The 19346-nt window shown below is 71.4% G+C and carries 16 protein-coding genes; 5 read left to right on the top strand and 11 right to left on the bottom strand.

Annotated elements, in window-relative coordinates; translation table 11 throughout:
* Nucleotides 1–31: 31 nt before the first annotated feature.
* From CF8_RS07945 to CF8_RS07925, 5 genes are all read right to left on the bottom strand, one after another.
* On the bottom strand, nucleotides 32–2656 hold the full coding sequence (locus tag CF8_RS07945; RefSeq protein WP_010832612.1) for a thrombospondin type 3 repeat-containing protein: 2625 nt from the start codon (nucleotides 2654–2656) through the stop codon (nucleotides 32–34).
* Between the two features lie 141 nt (nucleotides 2657–2797).
* A complete protein-coding gene (locus CF8_RS07940) occupies nucleotides 2798–6253 on the bottom strand; it encodes an ATP-binding protein (protein WP_036490523.1) in 3456 nt (1151 codons plus the stop codon).
* Nucleotides 6254–6255: 2 nt separating this feature from the next.
* Nucleotides 6256–6981, bottom strand: a complete 726-nt coding sequence (locus CF8_RS07935; RefSeq protein WP_010832610.1) for a DUF4194 domain-containing protein — start codon at nucleotides 6979–6981, stop codon at nucleotides 6256–6258.
* Nucleotides 6982–7057: 76 nt separating this feature from the next.
* Nucleotides 7058–8557, bottom strand: a complete 1500-nt coding sequence (locus tag CF8_RS07930; protein WP_036490521.1) for a DUF3375 domain-containing protein — start codon at nucleotides 8555–8557, stop codon at nucleotides 7058–7060.
* 94 nt (nucleotides 8558–8651) lie between these two features.
* Complete coding sequence (locus tag CF8_RS07925) at nucleotides 8652–9581, bottom strand: LysR family transcriptional regulator (protein WP_198016964.1); 930 nt, start codon at nucleotides 9579–9581, stop codon at nucleotides 8652–8654.
* Nucleotides 9582–9674: 93 nt separating this feature from the next.
* Here CF8_RS07925 and CF8_RS07920 point away from each other — a divergent pair, with 93 nt between their 5' ends.
* A complete protein-coding gene (locus CF8_RS07920; RefSeq protein WP_010832607.1) occupies nucleotides 9675–11006 on the top strand; it encodes an FAD-dependent oxidoreductase in 1332 nt (443 codons plus the stop codon).
* A gap of 7 nt (nucleotides 11007–11013) precedes the next feature.
* Here CF8_RS07920 and CF8_RS20820 read toward each other — a convergent pair whose 3' ends face one another.
* The 3 genes from CF8_RS20820 to CF8_RS07905 form a co-directional block, all read right to left on the bottom strand.
* Nucleotides 11014–12069 (bottom strand): FUSC family protein, encoded by a 1056-nt coding sequence (locus tag CF8_RS20820; RefSeq protein WP_156887178.1) that lies wholly within the window; start codon nucleotides 12067–12069, stop codon nucleotides 11014–11016.
* A 168-nt stretch (nucleotides 12070–12237) separates the two neighbouring features.
* Nucleotides 12238–12894, bottom strand: coding sequence for a flavin reductase family protein (locus tag CF8_RS07910; protein ID WP_010832605.1), 657 nt, complete (start codon nucleotides 12892–12894; stop codon nucleotides 12238–12240).
* A 30-nt stretch (nucleotides 12895–12924) separates the two neighbouring features.
* A complete protein-coding gene (locus tag CF8_RS07905; protein ID WP_010832604.1) occupies nucleotides 12925–14316 on the bottom strand; it encodes a purine-cytosine permease family protein in 1392 nt (463 codons plus the stop codon).
* Nucleotides 14317–14511: 195 nt separating this feature from the next.
* Here CF8_RS07905 and CF8_RS07900 point away from each other — a divergent pair, with 195 nt between their 5' ends.
* Nucleotides 14512–15165 carry a GntR family transcriptional regulator gene (locus CF8_RS07900; RefSeq protein ID WP_010832603.1) on the top strand — a complete coding sequence of 218 codons (654 nt, stop codon included), beginning with the start codon at nucleotides 14512–14514 and terminating at the stop codon, nucleotides 15163–15165.
* A 1-nt stretch (nucleotide 15166) separates the two neighbouring features.
* On the opposite strand, the gene ctlX is transcribed toward CF8_RS07900, so the two are convergent.
* Nucleotides 15167–16198 carry a citrulline utilization hydrolase CtlX gene (gene ctlX / locus CF8_RS07895; RefSeq protein ID WP_036490516.1) on the bottom strand — a complete coding sequence of 344 codons (1032 nt, stop codon included), beginning with the start codon at nucleotides 16196–16198 and terminating at the stop codon, nucleotides 15167–15169.
* Nucleotides 16199–16288: 90 nt separating this feature from the next.
* Here ctlX and CF8_RS07890 point away from each other — a divergent pair, with 90 nt between their 5' ends.
* The 3 genes from CF8_RS07890 (at nucleotide 16289) to CF8_RS07880 (ending at nucleotide 17119) form a co-directional block, all read left to right on the top strand.
* On the top strand, nucleotides 16289–16516 hold the full coding sequence (locus tag CF8_RS07890; RefSeq protein WP_036490514.1) for a hypothetical protein: 228 nt from the start codon (nucleotides 16289–16291) through the stop codon (nucleotides 16514–16516).
* 43 nt (nucleotides 16517–16559) lie between these two features.
* The gene (locus CF8_RS07885) at nucleotides 16560–16748 is read left to right on the top strand and encodes a hypothetical protein (protein ID WP_036490512.1); all 189 of its coding nucleotides are present in this window, start codon (nucleotides 16560–16562) and stop codon (nucleotides 16746–16748) included.
* 92 nt (nucleotides 16749–16840) lie between these two features.
* Nucleotides 16841–17119 carry an HU family DNA-binding protein gene (locus CF8_RS07880; protein ID WP_010832601.1) on the top strand — a complete coding sequence of 93 codons (279 nt, stop codon included), beginning with the start codon at nucleotides 16841–16843 and terminating at the stop codon, nucleotides 17117–17119.
* Between the two features lie 74 nt (nucleotides 17120–17193).
* Here CF8_RS07880 and CF8_RS07875 read toward each other — a convergent pair whose 3' ends face one another.
* On the bottom strand, nucleotides 17194–18591 hold the full coding sequence (locus CF8_RS07875; RefSeq protein WP_010832600.1) for a PepSY-associated TM helix domain-containing protein: 1398 nt from the start codon (nucleotides 18589–18591) through the stop codon (nucleotides 17194–17196).
* A 94-nt stretch (nucleotides 18592–18685) separates the two neighbouring features.
* Nucleotides 18686–19346, bottom strand: a 661-nt coding sequence (locus tag CF8_RS20815) for a hypothetical protein (RefSeq protein WP_198016963.1), incomplete at its 5' end; no start/stop codon positions are given.

The following is a 19346-nucleotide window of genomic DNA, read 5'->3' as shown; positions in this document are numbered from 1 at the left end:
GGGTGTCACCCCAACCCGTGATCCTTAAGCGCTAGAGGAGCGCCCCGGTCTTCTTCCGCCCGGGGTAGGACGAGGCGTCGTAGGGATCGGTGCCCTGCGCCCGCTCCTTGGAGTTGGCGTGCCCGTCGCCGTCGATGTCGGAGTCACAGGCATCACCCAGTCCGTCGCGGTCCAGGTCGGCCTGGTCGGCGTTGGCCTGGCGCACGCAGTTGTCGCGGGCGTCCGCGACACCGTCGCCGTCCCGGTCGACGCCGGCGGCCGTGTGCACGACCGTGCGGACGTCGGTCGCGAGGACCTCGCCGTCCTGGGTCCACACCGTGCGCACCTCGTGGGTGCCGGTCGGCACCGTCACGTCGATCGCGAAGGCATCGGCGCCATGGCTGGACTCGACGTCCTCGCTCGCGACGGGCGTGCCGTCGACGTGCACGGTCACCTTCTCGTCGGAGGGCACGGGGCAACCCGTGCTGCCGACGCCCGCCACGGCCGGGCAGGCATCGGCGTCGTCGACGACGCCGTCACCGTCGGTGTCGGTGAGGTCGCCGCCCCCGGTGCTCGTGGGGACCACGGTCGCCTGCAGGGTGTAGGTCGTCGAGGGCACGCCCACCACGAGGTAGGGGTCGATCGCGATGTCCAGGGTCCCCTGGACGTCGGTCAGGACGAGGTGCTCCGGCTGGCTGGTGGTCGCTGCCGACCCGGCAGCGGCGCCGGTGACGTCCATGTCGAGGTCACTGCCGTCCGGCCAGGACAGCAGCAGCTCGACGGTGCTGGTCTCGGGCACCGCCAGCTTGAACGTGTGCCCGGCTCCGCCGGTGACACCGAGCGTGCTGTCGGTGACCGTGAACGTGTTCCCACCGGGCTGCTCGAGCAGCACGGGGTCCAGGAGGCCGGCGACGGTCGAGTCGCCGTTCGAGCTGCCGGTCGACGACGAGCCCGACGTCGAGGTGCCCGCGGGCGTCTCGCCGGCCGGAGCCGCGACGCCGATCGCACCCGCGTCGGGTGCGCGGTCGTCGGCCACGACCGTCCACAGCCGCGTGGGCGCGCGATAGCTCGTCAGTGCGAAGACGTCGTACGGCGCCTCGACCCGCTGCTGCGCGAGGTAGCTGCGCGGGATGCGGAACGTGACGGTGTTGGCCACAGTGTCCCACTGGGACCACTCGCTGGGCAGGGTCGTCTCGCTGGAGTGGTCGCGGGTGACGACCTCCGAGGAGTCCGGCTCGGTGACGAAGGACTCGATCTCGCGCCCGCCGATGCTGACGCCGTACTTCGGCAGGCTGACCATGTCGTCGGGCCACAGCCGGCTCACCTTGACGGTGGTCACGACGTCGAGCGGGGTCACCTCGACCTGGACGTTGGTGATGTCGGTCAGCGGAGTGAGCGAGTCACTGTCGGGGTCGTCGTGCGAGGCCGTCGGCGAGGTGGGCGCGGCATCCTTCGGGCGACGCTCGACCGTGCCGGCGACATGCACGTGGCCGTCAGCGGTCTCGGCGCCGTGGGCCGGGGTGCTGATGCTCAGCACCGGGTCGGTGGTGTCCACCGGCTCCGGGGTCCAGTCGGTCGGGGTGCCGGGAACCGTCCCGAGGTCGGGCTGGGGGCAGTCCTCGACCGCGCCGGTGGAGGAGGCGTGCTGGTGGTCGTCGGGGTGCTGGACCTGGAAGAAGTTGCTGCCGTCGCCGGCCACGTCGTTGGGGTCCAGGTGGTCGGCCTCGGTGACCGCGCCATCGGCGTTGACGTCGAGGTAGTGGCTCATCCGGGTGGCGAAGACCTCGACGTTGAGGGTCGAGACGCACTTGTTCAGGCCGGGCGGGTCGGCGCTGTAGGCCATGATGTCGGTGGTCGGGACCTTGCCCCAGGCGCCCTCGGCGCCGTCGCCCACGTGGCCCAGCGTCAGGCAGTGTCCGGTCTCGTGCAGGACCAGGTCGAAGAGGGAGAAGGTGTCGGTCGTGCCCGGGACCGGGTCGATGGCACCGTTGACCGAGAAGCAGACGTTGCCGCCGGCGCCGCCGCAGTCCTCGACGAACACGCCACCGCCGTCACCGTGGTGGCCGTCGTAGCCGGGCATGCCTTCCCAGGTCTCCATGGAGAACGGGTTCTCGATGTTGTGGCAGGGGACGCCGTTCTCGTCGAAGATGCCCAGCTCGTCGGTGAGGTAGACCGGGTCCACCCCGATGCCGATGCCGCCGACCGGGTTGGTGGCCACGATGACGATCTCGGGGTCGTAGAGCGGGAAGGTGCTGACCTCGTCGCCCTCGGTGAGGCCGACGACGTCGGGCGTGATGTGGAAGTCGACGCCGTCACGCAGCCAGTCGAACCCCATCTCGTCGGAGAGGTAGTCGATCCCGCCCTCCCAGGCCTCGGCGGCCTGGCGCATGATCCGCAGGTCCCGCTCGGCCGTGGGCGAGGCGGGCACCAGGACGGCGACGTCGATCTTCGGGGAGTCCAGGGCGTTGAGCCCGCCCTTGCCGTGGAAGCACTGGTTGGCCGGATTCTCCGCGCTCCGGTCGCGTATGCACCCCGGCGGGAAGTTCCCGTCCCCGAAGTAGGGCCCGACGTACTCGTCACCCGGGCTGGCTGAGGCGGTGCTGATCGCGCCGACCCCCGCCCAGCCGAAGACGGTGACGAGGAGGACGGTGAGCAGGACTCCCAGACGCTGTTGCATGTGATGTTCCTTCGGGACGTGAGCCCGCCTCCGGATCGCGGAGAACGTGGCTGCAACGGATGGACGCTCCCCCGAGCACTTCTGGACTGGTAACTGCGTCCGGTTCCCTTGGTTACGCGCGTCTGCGGGGCAGTTCTCCCCTCAGTCGCCCACGTCGGTGATCGGCGTGATCCAGGACTGGTGGGTGGCGCTGTTCTTGGTGATCGCGAGCAGCTCGTCCATGTGCGGCTCGAGCCCGGTCACCTTGTCGAGCGGGACGCCGATGATGAGCTGGAAGCCCAGTCCCCGCCAGGCCTGCACCGCGCGCCCGGCGAACTCCGAGTCGGCCTTGACGAAGCCCTCGTCGAGGAAGACCGGCGCGAACCGCGGCCGTGAGCGCAGCTCGTCACCGAGCCGGAACCGCAGGGCCGAGCCGACGATGAAGGCGACCAGCTCCTGGCTCTCGCCACCGCTCTTCTCGCCGAGCGTGCGATAGGTCGCGCGCAGCTCCCCCGTGAGGTGGTCGTAGCGCTCGGCGCTGATCTCCACATGACGTCGTACGTCGAGGAGCCGGTCGCGATCGGTCGTGCCCTCGCCGACGTGGGACGGCTTGCGGAGCTGCGTCATGAAACGGCTCAGCTCGGTGAACCGCTTGTCCAGGTCGTCCTCGCCCAGCTCGCTGGTCGCGCCGGCCGACAGGGCGCGCAGGTCCCTCATGAACACCTGCACGTGCGCCGGCGCGAGCCGACGCAGCCGGATCCGCAGCCGATCGCCCGAGGCGCCGAAGGTGAGGCGGCGCAGGATCGCGTTGATCGGCTCGAGCCGGTCCTCGATGTCCTCGATCGAGGCCGCCATCGCGCCCACCAGCGGGACGAGGTCCTGGCCGCTCCACTCGGTCAGGCGACGCCGCCACTCCGCGCGCCGTTGCGCCAGCCCCTTGCCGCGGATCTCGTCGAGGATGCGGGCGTAGTCGGCGTACGAGTCGACTGTGACGCCCAGGTTGGGTGAGTCCCACTGGAGCTTGTAGAGGCGGAAGATCCCGGCGAGCTCCTCCTCGACCCGCCTGATCTCGGCCTCGGCGTCGGCGACCGCGGTGCGCAGGCGCTCCTCCAGCCGCTGGGAGTTCTCGGCGAAGCGGTCGAGCTCCTCGGGGTCGGCCGGTGCGGCCGCCGCGGCGAACTCCGCGATCAGCGCCGTGTCCTGCTCCACGGACGGGGCAGCCGTCCCGGCGCGCTCCATGGCGTCCAGGCGGTCCTTGACGAGGTCCTCGGAGTCGACCAGCTCAGCGTGGGCGTTGTTGAGCTCACGCTGGCGCTGCTCCAGGCCGAAGCGCTTCTTGCGCGCCTCCTCCAGCTCGAGCCCGAGCTGCTCGATCTGGCCCTGCAGCACCTGGAGCTGGTCGTCGGAGCCGAGGATCTCGACCCGCCGCCGCTCGAGGTCGGCGATGCGCTGGTCGCTGCCCTCCACGTCGAGGTCGTCGAAGCGTGCGGCCGCGACCGCGTCGTAGGCGGTGCGCTGCCGCTCGGAGACCCGCAGCTGCCGGTCCAGCTCGGCGACCTGTCCGTCGACCTCACCGAGCTGGTCGACGATCGAGGCCAGCTCCTGGTCGATCTCGGCGAGGGCGTCCTCGTTGGAGAAGCCGATGATGCTGCGGGCGCTGCTGCGGCCGTGGGCACCACGTCGTCCGCTGCGCGTCTGGCCGGCCAGCGTGACCCGCAGGCCGCTGCCCGTCAGCCCGGCGGTGGTCTCGACGCACAGGGCGTTGCGCGACGGCTCCGACACGTGGGCCTGGACCCAGCCGGCGAAGGCCGAGTCCTTGAACACGAGCTTGCCGGCGATGCACTCGGGATCGGCGGGACCGAGGTCGGGCAGGTCGAGGGGCACGCCCTCGAAGGTCAGGCGGCCGCGCAGGTGGAGGCCGTCGATGGCGGCGGAGAAGTCCTCGAGCCGGTCGAGCGGGACCAGCAGCACCCGGGCCGTGCCGCCGAGCACGGTCTCGATCGCGGTGCGCCAGCGCGCCTCCTCGGGTGCGACGTCGAGCAGCTCGGCCACGAACGGCAGCTCGTCGATGCCCAGCCCGCTCGCCGCGGCGACCTCGGCGCGCATCTCGTGCAGGGGCCCGGGCACCCGGCTGGCGCGTCCCTCCAGCGAAGCGCGCTCGGAGCGCAGCTCGCTCTGCCGCTGCTGCAGCGGATAGCCGCGGCGCAGCACGGCGTCGCGCTCCCGCTTGAGGCGCTCGTGGTCGGACTCGCGCCCGCTCAGCCACTGGCGGGCGTGCTCCTGGAGCGCCGAGAACGCCGCTGCCGACGACAGGGCGCCCTCGACGCCGGGAGCCTGGGCGTCCGACGCGTCGATCAGCGGGAGCAGACGCTCCTGCAGGACCGATCGCCGGCCGAGCCGGTCCTCGCGCACGACCTGTTCCTGCTCCAGCGACAGCCCGAGGGCCTGGAGGGTCGAGCCGCCGGCGGCGCGGTGTGCCTCCTTGGCGTCCTCGAGGTCCTTGTGGCGCGCCACCTCCGCGGAGGTGGTCGCGGCGAGCTCGTCGCCGGTCGCCGTACGCGCATCGCGGTTGGCGGCCACCGCCGCCTCGAGCAGGCGCAGGTGGGTGCGCAGCAGCCACAGCCGCAGCGGGGTGTCGCCGGTCAGGGTGACGCCGTAGGAGTCGAGCTCGGCCTGGCGGCGTCGGGCGGTGTCGCGACGCTCGTGCAGCGCGGTGATCGGCTCGAGCAGCTCGAGCTTCTGCTCCTCGGTGCGCATCGCGGAGTGGGCGGCGTCGAGGTCGTCGAAGTGCTCGATGGCGCGATCGGCGGCGGCATAGGTCGAGGGCCGCTCGAGCACCATCTCCTTGTAGAGCTCGTCGACGCTGCGCACCTGGTTGCCGGCCTGGATGCGCGCGAGCAGCCGCAGCGCCTTCGCACCGTCGCCGTTGGCGCCGATGCCCAGGCGGGCGTGCAGGACGGCGGAATATTCAGCGTAGGTGCGGTGCACCCGGACGCCCGGGAACAGCTTCTTGAGGGTGCTGGCGTGGAAGCGCTCGGGTACGGCGACCTCGAGCGTCTCGAGGCTGAGCGACCCCTCGTGCGTGGCGAGCTGCATCTGCACGTCGCCGGACCGGACCGCACGGCGCGGGACGTAGTAGGTGCGCAGGGCCGTGAAGCGGCCGCCCTGGTCGTTGACGAAGGTCATCGCCACCGCGCCCCAGGTGTCGGTGCCCTTGCCGCGCAGCAGCTTCTCGACCGGCCGACCGGTGCGGGGGTCGTCGATGACGTCGACCGCACCGCGCAGGTAGGACAGCAGGTTGCGCTGGCCGACACCACGGGCGCGACCGGCGACCGCGTCGTTGGAGGCGCCGTTGAACTTCGTGTCCGACGGCATCATCAGCGCGGTGTAGGCGTCCAGGATCGTGCTCTTGCCGACGCCGGAGCCGCCGGAGATCATCGTCGCCTCACCCCGCAGCGGGACCGTGGTCAGGCCGCCGAAACCGCCCCAGTTGACAAGCTGCAGGAGCGCCGCGCGCCACTGCACGGTGTCGTCGGCGGGGGTCGCGACCACGCCGCGGTCGAAGAGACCCTCGACGGTCCCGTCGTCCTCGATCTGCTCGATCTCGTCGATGGACATCGTCACTCCCCCTCGGTGTGGTCGTGGAGCTCGGGCTCGTCGTCGTCGAACAGGCTGTCGTCCTCCGGCTCGGGCGGGACCCCGTTGGCGCGCTGGAGGGCCTCGAGCAGCTCCTGGAGCAGCTCGAGCGGGAGCAGCGGCTCGACGGCCTCGCAGATCTCGAAGCGCTCCTCGCTGGCGGTCGCGATCAGCAGCCCGGCCTTCGCCACGCTGAGCACGGCGTTGCGGGCGCGCTTCTCGTCGCCCGCCTCGTCGGTGGCGTGGGGCGGGCGGAAGCTCGCGACGTACTCGACGATGTCCTCCCGGTCGATGAAGACCCGTGCGTCACCGCCGGCCTGGCCGGCGCGCAGCCGGTCGCGCAGGTGGACGAGCACGAGCGTCTCCTCGCGCGACCACGCGGCGTCGTACAACAAGGTCGGGAAGCGGCTGCCGGTCTCGGAGAGCGCCTGCCGCTTCCAGGCGACCTCGCGGCCGCGGTCGATCTGGAGGTCGAGGAAGAGGTCGTTGAGCCGTGAGCGCAGGACCCGCTCGTGCTCGACCAGCACCCGCCAGTCGCGCGGGTGGGTGCGGGCGCTGATGAAGCGCTGCTTGAGCAGCGTGACCAGGGCGAGTCGCTGGGCGTGCTCGAGGCCACCCTCGTCGCCCTCCCACAGGGACACGGACGCGTCGTCGAGGTCGAGGTCGAAGTCCTCACCGTCAGGAGCCTCGATGTCGATGTCCAAGCTCATGCACGTACTCGCTTCGCTCCGTGCGCGCATGAGGCACCATTCGCGCTGTACTTGCTGGTTCGCTCGCTGCGCTCGCTCATGCTGGGGTCTCCTGCTGGTTGTCGTGCCCGAGGTCGGGGTCGGGCAGGGGCATGCGGGGCAGCGCGAAGGTGCGGCGTGAGCCGTCGTGACGGACCGCGGAGTAGGACTCGAGGGCCTCCTCGGCCTCCCAGCCGCGGTCGGCCGCGAGGTGCAGCAGGCCGAAGATCTCGACCGGGCGGCGCATCGACGGCTCGAGGCCTGCGAAGAGCTCGCCGAGGGTGGCCACGGGCAGCAGGTCGCCCAGCACCTGCTCGAGGCGTTCGCGCAGCGACGTCAGCCGCGGCCCGCCCTGGGCCATCAGCGACGCGAGCGAGACGGCCGGCGCCGCGTCGGGGTCGGCGACGGTGATCCGGTCGGGCAGCACGTCGTCGGCCGGGTCGTGGAATCTTTCGCGGAGGTGGTCGACGGTGGTGCGCGGGGGCAGCAACGGCACGTCGTGGGTCGCGCGCGGCCCGGTCGTGGCCATCCACGTCATCAGCTCGGACTCCACCTGGCGCAGGGTCTGCTCCAGCTCCCGGTCGCGGGCGTCGTCGTGGGAGACGATGTATTCCTTCAGGGTCGCGGTGACCCGGGAGCGCTGGGCGAGGACGCGGTCCAGGCCGTCGCGCACCAGCCGCACCGTCCCGCGGAGCTCCGCGCGGTCGGCCTCACCCAGGATGGCGTCGGAGAGCGGGTGCTCCAGCAGCGCGGTGAGGTCCTCCCGCAGCTGGGTCACCAGGGCGTCGTCGCGCAGCAGCGCGAAGGCGCCCTCGAAGGCGCGTCCCTCGTGCGTCGCCGTCATCAGTGCGTCGGCCCGGGCGAGGTAGTCGTCGATCACCTCACCGGCCGGGCGGTCCTCGGCGCGGAACGCGGCCAGGATCTCGGCCCGGATCGTGGCGAAGCGCTCCTCCACGCGGGCGAAGTCGCTCGGCAGCGCGGAGATCAGCGAGAGCAGCTCGGTGAACCCCTCGAGCATGAAGTCCTCGGTCGCACTCACGATCTCGGCACCCTCGACCAGCCGGTCGCGCTCGGCCTGCAGCCGCGCGATCTCGGTGTTGAGGATGGTCACGCGGGCGGTGCGGTCGGGGTTGGCCTCGGCGTTGAACCGGCGGATGGTGCCGAGGATGGTGGCGATGCGGTGCTCGCTGAGGGTGGCGCGGTCGCGGGCGAGGTTCTTCACCAGCTCGAGCGCCTGCTGCGCGTGGGAGGTGAGCGAGTAGACCTCGCGGCCGGTCTCGTCGAGCGAGCGGACCAGCCACTGCCCGCGCATCCAGCGGTGGCAGATCTCGCGCCCGGTGCCGTTGGGGACCTCGGTCTCCCCCGCGAGCCGGATCTGGGCGAGGTGCTCCTCGACCTGGGTGTGCAGCCGGGCCGTGGCGATCGGCTTGTTGTTGCGGCCGAACGCGGCGCGGAAGATGGTGATGACGACGGGCGCCTGGCGCTGGTGGAGCAGCGTGAGGGTCGGCTGCGCGAAGGCAGAGCGCACCCGCGCCAGCTCGCCGGCGATCTCGCTCATCTCGACCGTCCTCCCGGTGTCGCTGCTGCAGCTCGTGCCCTGATCGGGCGTCAGCATCCCAGAAGCCACCGACGGCCCTGCCGCGCGGGCCGGGTCAGCGACCCTGGTGGGACCGGACGGCCCTCGCGACGAGCTCGCGTGCCGGGCCGGCCGGGGGCTGGGCGCTGTCGCGCCACACGGCGTTCAGCCGCCGGGTCAGGTCGAGACCGGCCACCGTGATCGCGACGAGCCGACCGGTCGCCAGGTCGTCGCGTACCGCATGCGCCCCGAGCACTGCCGGTCCTGCGCCGGCGGCCACCGCGGCACGGACGGCCGCCGTGCTCGACAGCTCGAGGACCGGTGCTGCGACCGGGAGCCCTGCGAGCGCCCGCTCGAGCACGGTGCGGGTGCCGGAGCCGGCCTCGCGCACCACCAGCGGCGTCGCCGCCAGCGTGCTGGCCGCGACCCGACGCCGTGCCCGCTGTGCCCACTCGTGGTCCTTCGCGACCACGACCACCAGCTCGTCGCGCCCCACCAGCCGGTGGTGCAGCCCGGACGGGGCGTCCGGGCCCTCCACGAACCCGAGGTCGACCTCGCCGGCCGTCACGAGCGCGACCACCCGCTCGCTGTTCGTCGCGGTCATCGTGAAGTCGGTGGGCTCGTGACCCGCGCGCACCTGATCGGCACGTACGGCGACCAGCCAGCCCGGCAGGAGGTGCTCGGCGATCGTCAGGCTGGCCGCGATGCGCAGGTGGCCGCGCCGGTCCGAGCGGAGCGCCGCGATCCCGGCATCGAGCTGGGCCGCCTCCGCCAGGACCCGCCCGGCCCACTGGACCACGAGATCGCCGGTCGGGGTCAGGGCCGAGCCGCGGCGGGTCCGGACCAGCAGCGACGCGCCCACGAGGGACTCCATGGTGCGGATCCGCGACGACGCGGCCTGCTGGGTGATGCCCAGCAGCTCGGCGGCTGAGCTCAGGCTGCCGGAGCGAGCGACCTCCACGAGCAGCTCCAGGGCGCGCAGCTCCGGCACATGGGGTCCCAACACGATCGCGAGGTTACCGTGCCACAAGTCACTCTTGTGGTCTCACAACCACAACTTCGTTCTGTGACCGCTCGGGCATCAGCGAGAATTCCCACCATGACTCTTCGTGTAGCCATCGTGGGCGGCGGCCCGGCCGGCATCTACGCCGCGGACATCCTCACCAAGTCCGACGTCGACGTCTCGGTCGACATCCTCGAGCGGCTGCCCGCGCCCTTCGGCCTGGTCCGCTACGGCGTCGCTCCCGACCACCCGCGGATCAAGGAGATCATCAAGGCGCTGGACCGGGTCCTGGCCAAGGACGAGATCCGTTTCCTCGGCAACATCGACTTCGGCTCGGACGTCAAGCTCGAGGATCTCCACGCGTACTACGACGCCGTCATCTTCTCGACCGGCGCGAAGGCCGACCGCGACCTCGGCATCGCCGGCGAGGAGCTGTCGCTCGGCGCCGCCGACTTCGTCTCCTGGTATGACGCCCACCCCGACGACGCCCCGACGTGGGACTTCGAGGACGCCACTTCGGTCGCCGTCGTCGGTGTCGGCAACGTGGCCCTCGACGTGGCCCGGGTGCTGGCCAAGACCGCGGACGAGATGCTGGTGACCGACATCCCGGCGCAGGTCTACCAGGGTCTCGCTGCCAAGAAGATCACCGACGTGCACGTCTTCGCCCGGCGTGGCCCCGCCTACGCGAAGTTCTCGCCGCTCGAGCTCCGCGAGCTCAACCACTCGCCCAACGTCGAGGTGATCGTCCACCCCGAGGGCTTCGACGTCGACGCCCACGCCATGGAGCACATCGGCAAGCACAAGGCCCAGAAGATGGTGCTCGACACGCTCGCCAACTGGGTCGGACGCGACGAGGTCGGCAAGCCCCACCGCATCCACCTGCACTTCTGCGAGGCGCCGACCGAGATCCTCGGCGTGGACGGCAAGGTCACCGCCTTCCGCACCGAGCGCACGCACTCGCCCCTCGAGGACGGCAACGTCGAGGGCACCGGCGAGTTCACCGACTGGGAGGTGCAGCAGGTCTACCGCGCCATCGGCTACCGCAGCGAGGCACTGCCCGGCCTCCCGTGGGACCAGCGCAACGCCGTGATCCCCAACGACGAGGGCAAGGTCCTCGACCTCGACGGCAACCCGATCCCCGGCACCTTCGTGACCGGCTGGATCAAGCGTGGCCCGGTCGGCCTCATCGGCCACACCAAGAGCGACGCCGCCCAGACGGTGGCCCACCTGCTCGCGACCGCGACCGAGACCGCTCCTCAGCGCTCCCCCGAGGCTGTCGACACCTACTTCGCCGAGCGCGGCGTCGAGGTGTTCGACCACACGAACTGGGTCAAGCTCGACCAGCACGAGGTCGACCTCGGCGAGGTCTCCGGCCGGACGCGGGTCAAGGTCCCGACGCGCGACGAGATGCTCGCCGCCGGTCGCTGAGGCCGGCTCAACCGGCGGTGGGCTCGACGGCGTCCAGGGTGCGACGCAGGCCCAGGACCAGCGAGCCCGCCGCGAACCGGTCCTCGAGCTCTGCGGCCGGTACGGCGGGCACCGCCCTCGCCAGCGCGTCGACGAGGTCGCGCGCCTCGTCGTAGCGCTGCCTGCCCTCCGGTTGGTCGACGGCACGCAGCACCTCCGCGGTCGCCCGCAGCGCGCGGGCAGTGGGCTCCCCCAGCGGTGAGCGCCAGGGTGCGCGCACCTCGTGGGGTCCGGCCTGCCGGTCGAGGGTGTCGACGATCCCCCCGACAGCCAGGGCGAGCGCCGCGAGGGCGCTGCCGCGCTCCTGGACCCGGTTCGCGCGCTCCTGCCGGCGCAGCAGCCGCCAGTTGACCCGCGGCCCACCGAGGGCCTGCGCCGCCAGGTCCTCGACGGCGAGACCGCGGCGTCGGAGCCGCTCCGGGGTCTCGAGCACCGTGACGTCGTGCGCCGGCGACTGCTCGTCGAGCTTCTCGGCGAGCACCTCCAGCTGGGTGACCAGCGCCTCCCGCAGGGACTCCTGCGCGCGCTCGGTGGCCACGAAGTGCAGCGGCGGCATGAGCAGGTTGACCGCCGTGCCGACCATGGCCCCCAGCGACGTCAGCCCGAGGTAGCCGGCCACGAAGTTCTCCGGCTGACCCGCGCCGAGGATCAGCACGAACAGGGCCGAGATCGGCGCCCAGGACCCCATGGCGCCCAGCCAGCGGAGCGGGGAGAGCAGGGTGCCGATGCCGACGACGAGGCCGACCGCCAGCGGGCTCGGGAGCGACAGCGCCTGGACGACCAGGCCGAGGGACGCGCCGAGGGTCAGGGCCAGGAAGACCTCCGCGGACGTGCGCAGCGAGCCCATCACCGTCGTCGACACGACGACGACTGCCCCGAACGGCGCGTAGTACGCGTACTGGTCGGCCACGCCCTCGAAGGGCGCGACGATCACCCAGGCAAGCACCGCCGCCAGCGCCGCCCTCGCCGCGAGGGCGAGGGCCAGCACCGGTCGTGTCGTGAATGCCTCTCCCAGGGCGCGCACAGCAACAACTCCCTCCGACCCGAGACTCCACCACCCGCTCGCCGGTCGTCCACCCCCGCACGGGTGATCGGTCAAAGAAGGCGGCCCGGCCGTCCGGGGAGGGACGGCCGGGCCTGACCCGCTGTCCTGCGGGGGACAGGTGGGGCACAGCGGGTGGATCGTGGAGCGTCAGCCGGCCTGGCCGGCCAACCCGAGCGCCTCGTCCTCGGACGCGCCGGGGATGCGCATCTCGAACGTGTCGCTCACCACGGCGTAGTCGTAGTAGCCCATCCGCGCGATCGGGCGGATCTTCGGGATGTCGAGCTTCCCCTCCGGCGTGATGACGCTCTCGTCGATGTGGATGCGCTCGACCTTGGCGAAGACGATGTCGATGGTCCCGACGTTGGAGTCGCCGACCATGCGGTGGGTGGAGAGATAGCGGCACTCGAAGTGCACGGGGCTCTCCGCCACCATCGGCACCGGCGCCAGGTCGGCATAGCGCTTGGTCACGCCGGCGCGATCGAACTCGCTCTCGTGCGGCGGCAGGGCCATCGCACTGATGTTGACGGCCTCACGCAGGTCCCAGGTCGCCATGTTCCAGACGAACCAACCCGACTGCTCGGCGTTGAGCACGGTGTCCTTGCGGCGGCCGTCGGGATACTGGTTGGCGGAGAACATCACCATCGGCGGATCGAAGGTGAGGTTCTGCCACTGGCTGTACGGCGCCAGGTTCTCGACGCCGTCCGGGCTGACGCTCGAGAGCCAACCGATCGGGCGGGGCACCGTGCAGCTCTTGAACGGGGAGAAGGGCAGCGGGCTCTTCTCGGAGGCGGGGTCGTACTTCATGGCTGGTCCTCGAGTCCTGGGTCTGGGCTATCAGCGGTGGGCGTGGATGCGGCGCTGGTCGCGCATGGTCGTGTGCGACCGGGTGGCGAACAGGTAGTAGAGGCCGCCGGAGACGACCAGGCCGATGACCCAGGCGACCTCGGCGCCACCGAGCCAGTTGGAGATCGGACCTGTGTAGAGCGGGCTGTGCATGAAGGGGATCTGGATCAGCACGCCGGTGGCGTAGGCCACGAAGGCCCCCTTGTTGAACTTCCCGTAGATGCCGTCCGCGTCGAAGAGCGCGGCGACGTCGTACTTCTCGCGTCGCACCCAGTAGTAGTCGACAAGGTTGACCGCCGACCACGGGGTCATGAAGTAGAGCAGGAAGAGCAGGAACTCGGTGAACGAGCCGAGGAAGTTGTCGGTCGCGGCGAGCGCGATGGCCAGGGCGACGGCCGAGATCACGCCGACGTAGATCGCGCGGTGCCGCGGCTCGATGCGGGACTGGCGAGTCAGGCTGGTCACGATGGTGGCGACCGACATGTAGCCGCCGTACGAGCTCAAGGTGTTGCCCGTCAGCTTGCCGGCGATCACGGCCAGCAGCACGATCGGCCCGAAGACGCCGCCGAGGTCGGCGAGGTAGCCCACCTGGTTGGCGAGGAACGCGTCGCCGCCGAGGGCTGCCACGAAGGCGCCGAGCGTCATCGCGAGGGAGGCACCGACGACGCTGCCGAGGAACGTCCAGCCGATGGTGGCCGACTTGGGCGTGTCCGCGGGCAGGTAGCGCGAGTAGTCGGCGATGTAGGGACCGAACGTCAGCTGCCACGAGGCGGCCAGGGAGACGCCCAGGATGAAGGGAGCGAGCGCGAAGGCGCCGTTCTCCAGCACGTCGCCCAGCGCGGGGTCGCCGAGGATCTTGAAGAACAGACCGAGGAAGACCAGGCCGCTGAGCACGGCGGCGAAGTGCGAGAAGCGGTGGATGTGGCGGTAGCCGAAGATCGCCAGCGTCGTCGACATCAGCGCGAAGACGACCGAGCCGACCTGCTGCGAGACGTGCAGGAGGTCCGCGATGGCCTGCCCGCCGAGCACCAGGCCGGTGGCGTAGAAGCCGAGGAAGATCATCAGGGCCAGGACCAACGGCAGGATCGCGCCGAAGTAGCCGAACTGCGCACGGCTCTGGATCATCTGCGGGACGCCGAGGCGCGGCCCCTGCGCGGAGTGCAGTGAGGTGAAGAATCCGCCCGCGATGTTGCCGATCACGATCGCCGGGATCGACCACAGCGCGGAGTTGCCCAGGATGACGAACAGGGCGCCGGTCACCACCGCCGTGATCGAGGTGTTGGCCGCGAACCAGACGAACAGCAGGCTGCGCGCGCTGCCGTGCCGCTCCTCGGCGGGGATGAAGTCGATCGAACGCTGTTCGATGCCGGATGTCTTGGTCATGACATCCCTTTCGCTAGGAGGGCGATGCCGACTCGCGACATGTGACCCAGGTCTCGGGGGTGGACTTCCCGTATACAACCAATATATTGGTCACATATCAAGGGGTCCTCGGTAAAACTTCTCGGGAGACCCGTCGCACCGCCGGTCCCCCGGACCGGCGCGACGCCTAGGATCAGCACGAAGAGAGGGGGCTCGATGACCACGCCGGGCAAGGCAGCACAGGCCTATCACGACCTCGAGCGGATGATCGTCTTCCAGGAGCTCGAACCGGGTTCGCTGGTGTCCGAGGCACTCCTGATGGAGCGCACCGGTCTCGGTCGCACGCCCGTGCGCGAGGCCCTCCAGCAGCTCTCGCGCAACCGCATGGTCGAGATCCACCCCAACAAGGGCGTGCTGATCCCGCCCACCTCGGTCGAGTCCCAGCTGCGGATGCTCGAGCTGCGGCGCGTCCTCGAGGCGCTGGCCGTGCGGCTGGCCTGCGAGCGCGCCACCGCCGGCGAGCGCGCTGCGATGGAGGTGATGGCAGGCCGGCTCGACCACGGCACCTTCACGCTGCGTGAGTACGCCGAGACCGTCCGCGGCACCCACGAGCTGATCGCAGCCGGGTCCCACAACGACTACCTCGCCGACGCCATGGCTCCCCTGCAGGGTCTCTCGCGCCGGTTCTGGTTCACCCACGTCGTCGCGGAGGACGCCGAGATCAAGGCCGGCGCCACGCTGCACTCGACGCTGCTGGTGTCGATCGTGTCCGGCGACGTCGACGGGGCCGAGGCCGCGTCCCACGCGCTGAACGACTACCTCGTCGACTTCGCCTACGCCACGTTGTCGCGGTCGAGCGGTCGCCGCTGACTCAGGCGTCAGCCAGGACGACGTCGCGCCCGTCGGCGGTCGCCGGGGCGTCCTCGTTGATCGCCTCGACGGCCTCGGTGAGCTCGGGCTCGACGCCCGGACGGCGATCGAGGTGGACGCCGGCGATCATGCAGCGCACGGACCCACCGGCCAGCTCGATCGTCGGGATGTCGACCGCGACGATCTCGCAGGACTCCTCGATCGCCGCCACCTGGTCGGGCCGCAGGCTGCGGCGCGCGCGGGCGGACATCGCCATGATGTAGCGGCGCCGGCCCTCCGCCGTACGACCACAGAGCTCGACGGCGTTGCCGGCGAACTCGCGGACCTGCTCCTCGGTGATCTCGACGACGGTGCGGCCGTTGACGGAGAGCCGCTCGCGGACCTGTTCACGCCGGACCTCGTCGGGGATCATCTCCAGGGCGATCAGCGCGACGTCCGTGCCGACGCAGGCGATGACGTTGGTGTGGTAGACCGGCACGCCGTGGGCATCGACCGCGTCGAAGGCCATCGGCTCGTAGTTGAAGTCGGTGCAGAAGCGCTCCAGCACCGCAGAGTCGGCCCGGTGGCTGCGGGCGGTGTAGGCCACGCGCGAGACGTGGTCGAGCACCATCGCGCCGGTGCCCTCGAGGAAGATGCCGTCGGGCTCGAGGCCGGAGTAGTCGATGATCGACTGCACCCGATAGCTCGACTTGAGCATCTCCAGCACGTCGTGGCGGCGCTCGTGACGGCGGTTGGAGGCATACATCGGGTAGACCGCGACCGAGCCGCCCGCGTGCGTCGAGAGCCAGTTGTTGGGGAAGACGCTGTCGGGGCGGGTGTGGTCCTCGTCGGCGAACACGTGCACCCGCACGCCCACGTCACGCAGGGCATCGGCGAGCGCGTCCATCTCGGCCAGCGCCTTGACGGAGGTGTCGAGGTGCGACTGCCCCGGTGGGGGCTCGGCCTGGAAGGCGTTGTCCGCCGCGGTCGCGGGGTTGGGGGTGAACCGTTCGGCGCGGATCAAGATGACAGCAGAAGGGGCCTGAGCACTCACGGTGCGGAATCTAGACCATGGCGCCGCATGGCCGGGTGGTCGATGGGTACTCCCCGGGTGTCGACACCCGAGTCCGGGATTGGAGCTGACATGACGCAGCACGAACGACCACAGGACGAGTCCGCCGCCGACGCGCGCGCGGAGGAGGACCGCGAGGCAGGCGACCCGGCCACGCAGGACGTGGCGACCCCACGCGAGGGGACGCACGACGACACCGAGTCCGACCCGGCGCTCGACGCCGGCAACAGCGAGTGGACCGCCGAGGGAGGCGCGACCCCTCTGGGGCCCGCGACGAGCTCGCCCGCCGGCGACGAGTGAGAGCGGGGGCATGGAGCCGGCACCGTCTGGGTACGGGACCGGCATGTACCCCGACGATGATCGCCCGGTCCCCGGAGACGCTCCCCGTGACGAGCGCGGTGGCGCACACGACCACGGTCCAGGACACCTCGACCCCGAGCACGACGGCCGCCCCGCGATGGTCAGCACGTTCGTGATCGTGCTCCTCGTGGTCCTCGCAGTGATGCTCGTGGTCGGGTTGACGCTGGTCTAGTCCCCCGCAACACGCCGGGGCCGCCTTGGGCATTGTCGGTCCCGTGGTGTTGGGTAGCGGCTGTAACAACCACGAACTGTTGAGGAGAACCAGTGAACAAGTCCGACCTCCGCGACGCCGTCGCGCAGCACGCCGAGCTGACCAACGCCCAGGCCGACAAGGCCATCGAGGCCGTCCTGTCGTCGATCACCAGCGCCGTCGCCGGTGGCGACAAGGTCACGCTGCCCGGCTTCGGCACGTTCGAGGCGCGTCAGCGCAACGCCCGCACGGGCCGCAACCCGCAGACCGGCGAGACCCTCGAGATCGCCGCGAGCACCGCCCCCGCCTTCAAGGCCGGCGCCGCTTTCAAGTCGGCCGTCAACAAGGGCTGACCCACGCTTCACGCGCCGGACGGCGTGACCCCCTCGCGGGGTCACGCCGTCCGCTGCATTTCGGCAGGCTCGGTTCAGGACGCGTTGAGGCGCGCGGCGAGCCACGGCACCCGGCGGACGACGAGCAGGTCCAGCAGCAGCACCACGAGCACGGACAGCCCGAAGAAGGGCAGCAGGACGCCCAGGGCGACCAGCCCCGCCAGCAGTGCCGGGCTCCCGCGCAGCGGCAGCCGCCCCCGCGGCGCAGCGAGCGAGCCCGACGGCCGGCGCTGCCACCACATCAGCGGGCCGGTCACGCACGACGCGATCACCAACAGGCACAACAACGCCGAGCCGGCCATCGACCAGGCGCCCAGCGAGCGGCCCTCGTGCAACCCGATCCCCTGGGCCACGACCTTCGCCAGGGTCGGATAGTCCTCGAAGCCGTACGTCGACACGACCCCACCGCCGTACTGGTCGACGTGCACCGTCCGCTCGTCGCTCGGCGCGTCGAAGGCGAAGCCGATCACCGAGAACACCCCGTCGCCGGCGACGGGCAGCGCGACGGTCATCGGGTGCCGGAGCCCGGCCTCGGCCGCGACAGCGACGGCGGTGTCGACGTTGGCGATCGACCTCTCGCCCGGCTCGCCCGAGGGCCGCGACGAGCGCGGCACCGGCGACGCGCCCTGCGCCCACGGGACGTCGCTCGCGTGGCTGTGCGGCAGTGACTCGTCCAGCGTCGAGGCCGGATCGGAGACGGCACCGTGGTCCAGGCTCCACAGCGAGCTCCCCTGCCCCGTGGCGAGGCGCTGGGCCTGCTCGCCCCAGAACCCCGTCCAGGGCAGCCCCGAGACGAGCAGGAACAGCAGCCCGATGCCGCCCGCCAGCCCGAACCGCGCATGCCGTGAACGCAGCGACCGCGGCCTGCGCGCCCGGGCGCGCCTGCCCTTGAAGAACAAGTAGTAGCCGGTGATCGCCATCACGATCGCCCAGCAGGCCGCGAGCTCGATCATCCGCTCGCCCCACACGCCGGCCATCAGCTCGCTGTGCAGCCGCACGGCACGCCCGGACAGCGTGGTGTCGGGGTCGAGCGAGCCGAGCACCTCGGCGCCGTACGGACTGACGAACACGTCGCGCGTCGACTCGTCGGGCAGGGCGAGCGAGAAGACGGTGCTGCGCTCCTCCGACCGCGGTTCGGTCATCGAGAGGACGGTGGCGTCGGGGAAGGACCGCTCCACCGCGGCGAGCTGGTTGGCGTAGGGCTGCCGGATCGAGTCGGCCGACGGCGCCGACACCTCCATGAGGTCGGCGTGCAGGAGCGGTTCGAGCTGGAAGCGGAACAGGTAGATCAGGCCGGTGCCGGCCAGGACCAGCAGCACCGGTGCCACCAGGAAGGCGGCGTAGAAGTGCCAGCGCCAGAAGGCACGGAACAGGCCAGTGCCGGAGGCGGAGGTGCGGGTGCGCAGGCGCGCAGGATGCAGGTCGGTGGTCATGTCTCTCCTCGATGTGACGAGATGCGCGAGGACGCGCGGGCGCTCTGCGGCCGATGAAGGACGCAGGCGCCCGCGCTCGCGCGGGAAGGGAAGGTCAGGCGGCGAGGAGAGCCGGTGGACCGCGGCGTACGACGGTGCGCGCGACACGCGCGAGTGGCGGCGGGGTCGCCGGACGACGTCGCAGCGGGGCCGGGCGCAGCACGGCCAGCGGCACTGTTGGCGGGACCACGAGGAGCGAGACCACGGCGGCGAACACGAGCGCCAGCAGTGACCAGAGCGCCCGCTCACCCGCGGCGAGCCACAGCCCGACGAGCACGGCGACCGCCGTGTGCGCCAGGAACATCGGCAGGTGGTCGAGCAGGGCGACCGGGTCGGGCAGGGTCAGCGCGGACCCCGCCGAGGTGGTGGCAACCGTCGCCTCGTAGTGGTCCTGCAACGACCCCACGCGCGCCCCGTCGCGCAGGGGCAGGGTGCGGGGTGACACAGCCACGGCCGCCGGCGCGGCGTCGCCACCGTGGCCGGCCGTGAGGCTGAACAGCCCGTGGCAGGCCGTCTGGCCCAGGACCACGAGCGCCACGATGCGGCGCGCCGAGGCGGGCCGGGCGAGGACGACGGCACTGGTCGCCGTACCGACACCGAGCATCGCGGCGAGCGCGAACCACGACGGCAGCAGCCCGCCGGTGCTGACGTGACCGACGGCGCCGAGCAGGAAGGCCATCGCCGACACCAGTCCGGCGCGCCACCACAGCAGCGGG

The sequence above is a fragment of the Nocardioides sp. CF8 genome (assembly GCF_000389985.1).
Lineage (GTDB): Bacteria > Actinomycetota > Actinomycetes > Propionibacteriales > Nocardioidaceae > Nocardioides > Nocardioides allogilvus.
This window is presented reverse-complemented; position numbering and strand designations above follow the sequence as displayed.

What these genes read in the sequence shown, in the direction of transcription:
- CF8_RS07945 (WP_010832612.1), bottom strand. Translation starts at nt 2,656, where the DNA reads ATGCAACAGCGTCTGGGAGTCCTGCTCACCGTCCTCCTCGTCACCGTC.
- CF8_RS07940 (WP_036490523.1), bottom strand. Translation starts at nt 6,253, where the DNA reads ATGTCCATCGACGAGATCGAGCAGATCGAGGACGACGGGACCGTCGAG.
- CF8_RS07935 (WP_010832610.1), bottom strand. Translation starts at nt 6,981, where the DNA reads ATGAGCTTGGACATCGACATCGAGGCTCCTGACGGTGAGGACTTCGAC.
- CF8_RS07930 (WP_036490521.1), bottom strand. Translation starts at nt 8,557, where the DNA reads ATGAGCGAGATCGCCGGCGAGCTGGCGCGGGTGCGCTCTGCCTTCGCG.
- CF8_RS07920 (WP_010832607.1), top strand. Translation starts at nt 9,675, where the DNA reads ATGACTCTTCGTGTAGCCATCGTGGGCGGCGGCCCGGCCGGCATCTAC.
- CF8_RS07910 (WP_010832605.1), bottom strand. Translation starts at nt 12,894, where the DNA reads ATGAAGTACGACCCCGCCTCCGAGAAGAGCCCGCTGCCCTTCTCCCCG.
- CF8_RS07905 (WP_010832604.1), bottom strand. Translation starts at nt 14,316, where the DNA reads ATGACCAAGACATCCGGCATCGAACAGCGTTCGATCGACTTCATCCCC.
- CF8_RS07900 (WP_010832603.1), top strand. Translation starts at nt 14,512, where the DNA reads ATGACCACGCCGGGCAAGGCAGCACAGGCCTATCACGACCTCGAGCGG.
- CF8_RS07890 (WP_036490514.1), top strand. Translation starts at nt 16,289, where the DNA reads ATGACGCAGCACGAACGACCACAGGACGAGTCCGCCGCCGACGCGCGC.
- CF8_RS07885 (WP_036490512.1), top strand. Translation starts at nt 16,560, where the DNA reads ATGTACCCCGACGATGATCGCCCGGTCCCCGGAGACGCTCCCCGTGAC.
- CF8_RS07875 (WP_010832600.1), bottom strand. Translation starts at nt 18,591, where the DNA reads ATGACCACCGACCTGCATCCTGCGCGCCTGCGCACCCGCACCTCCGCC.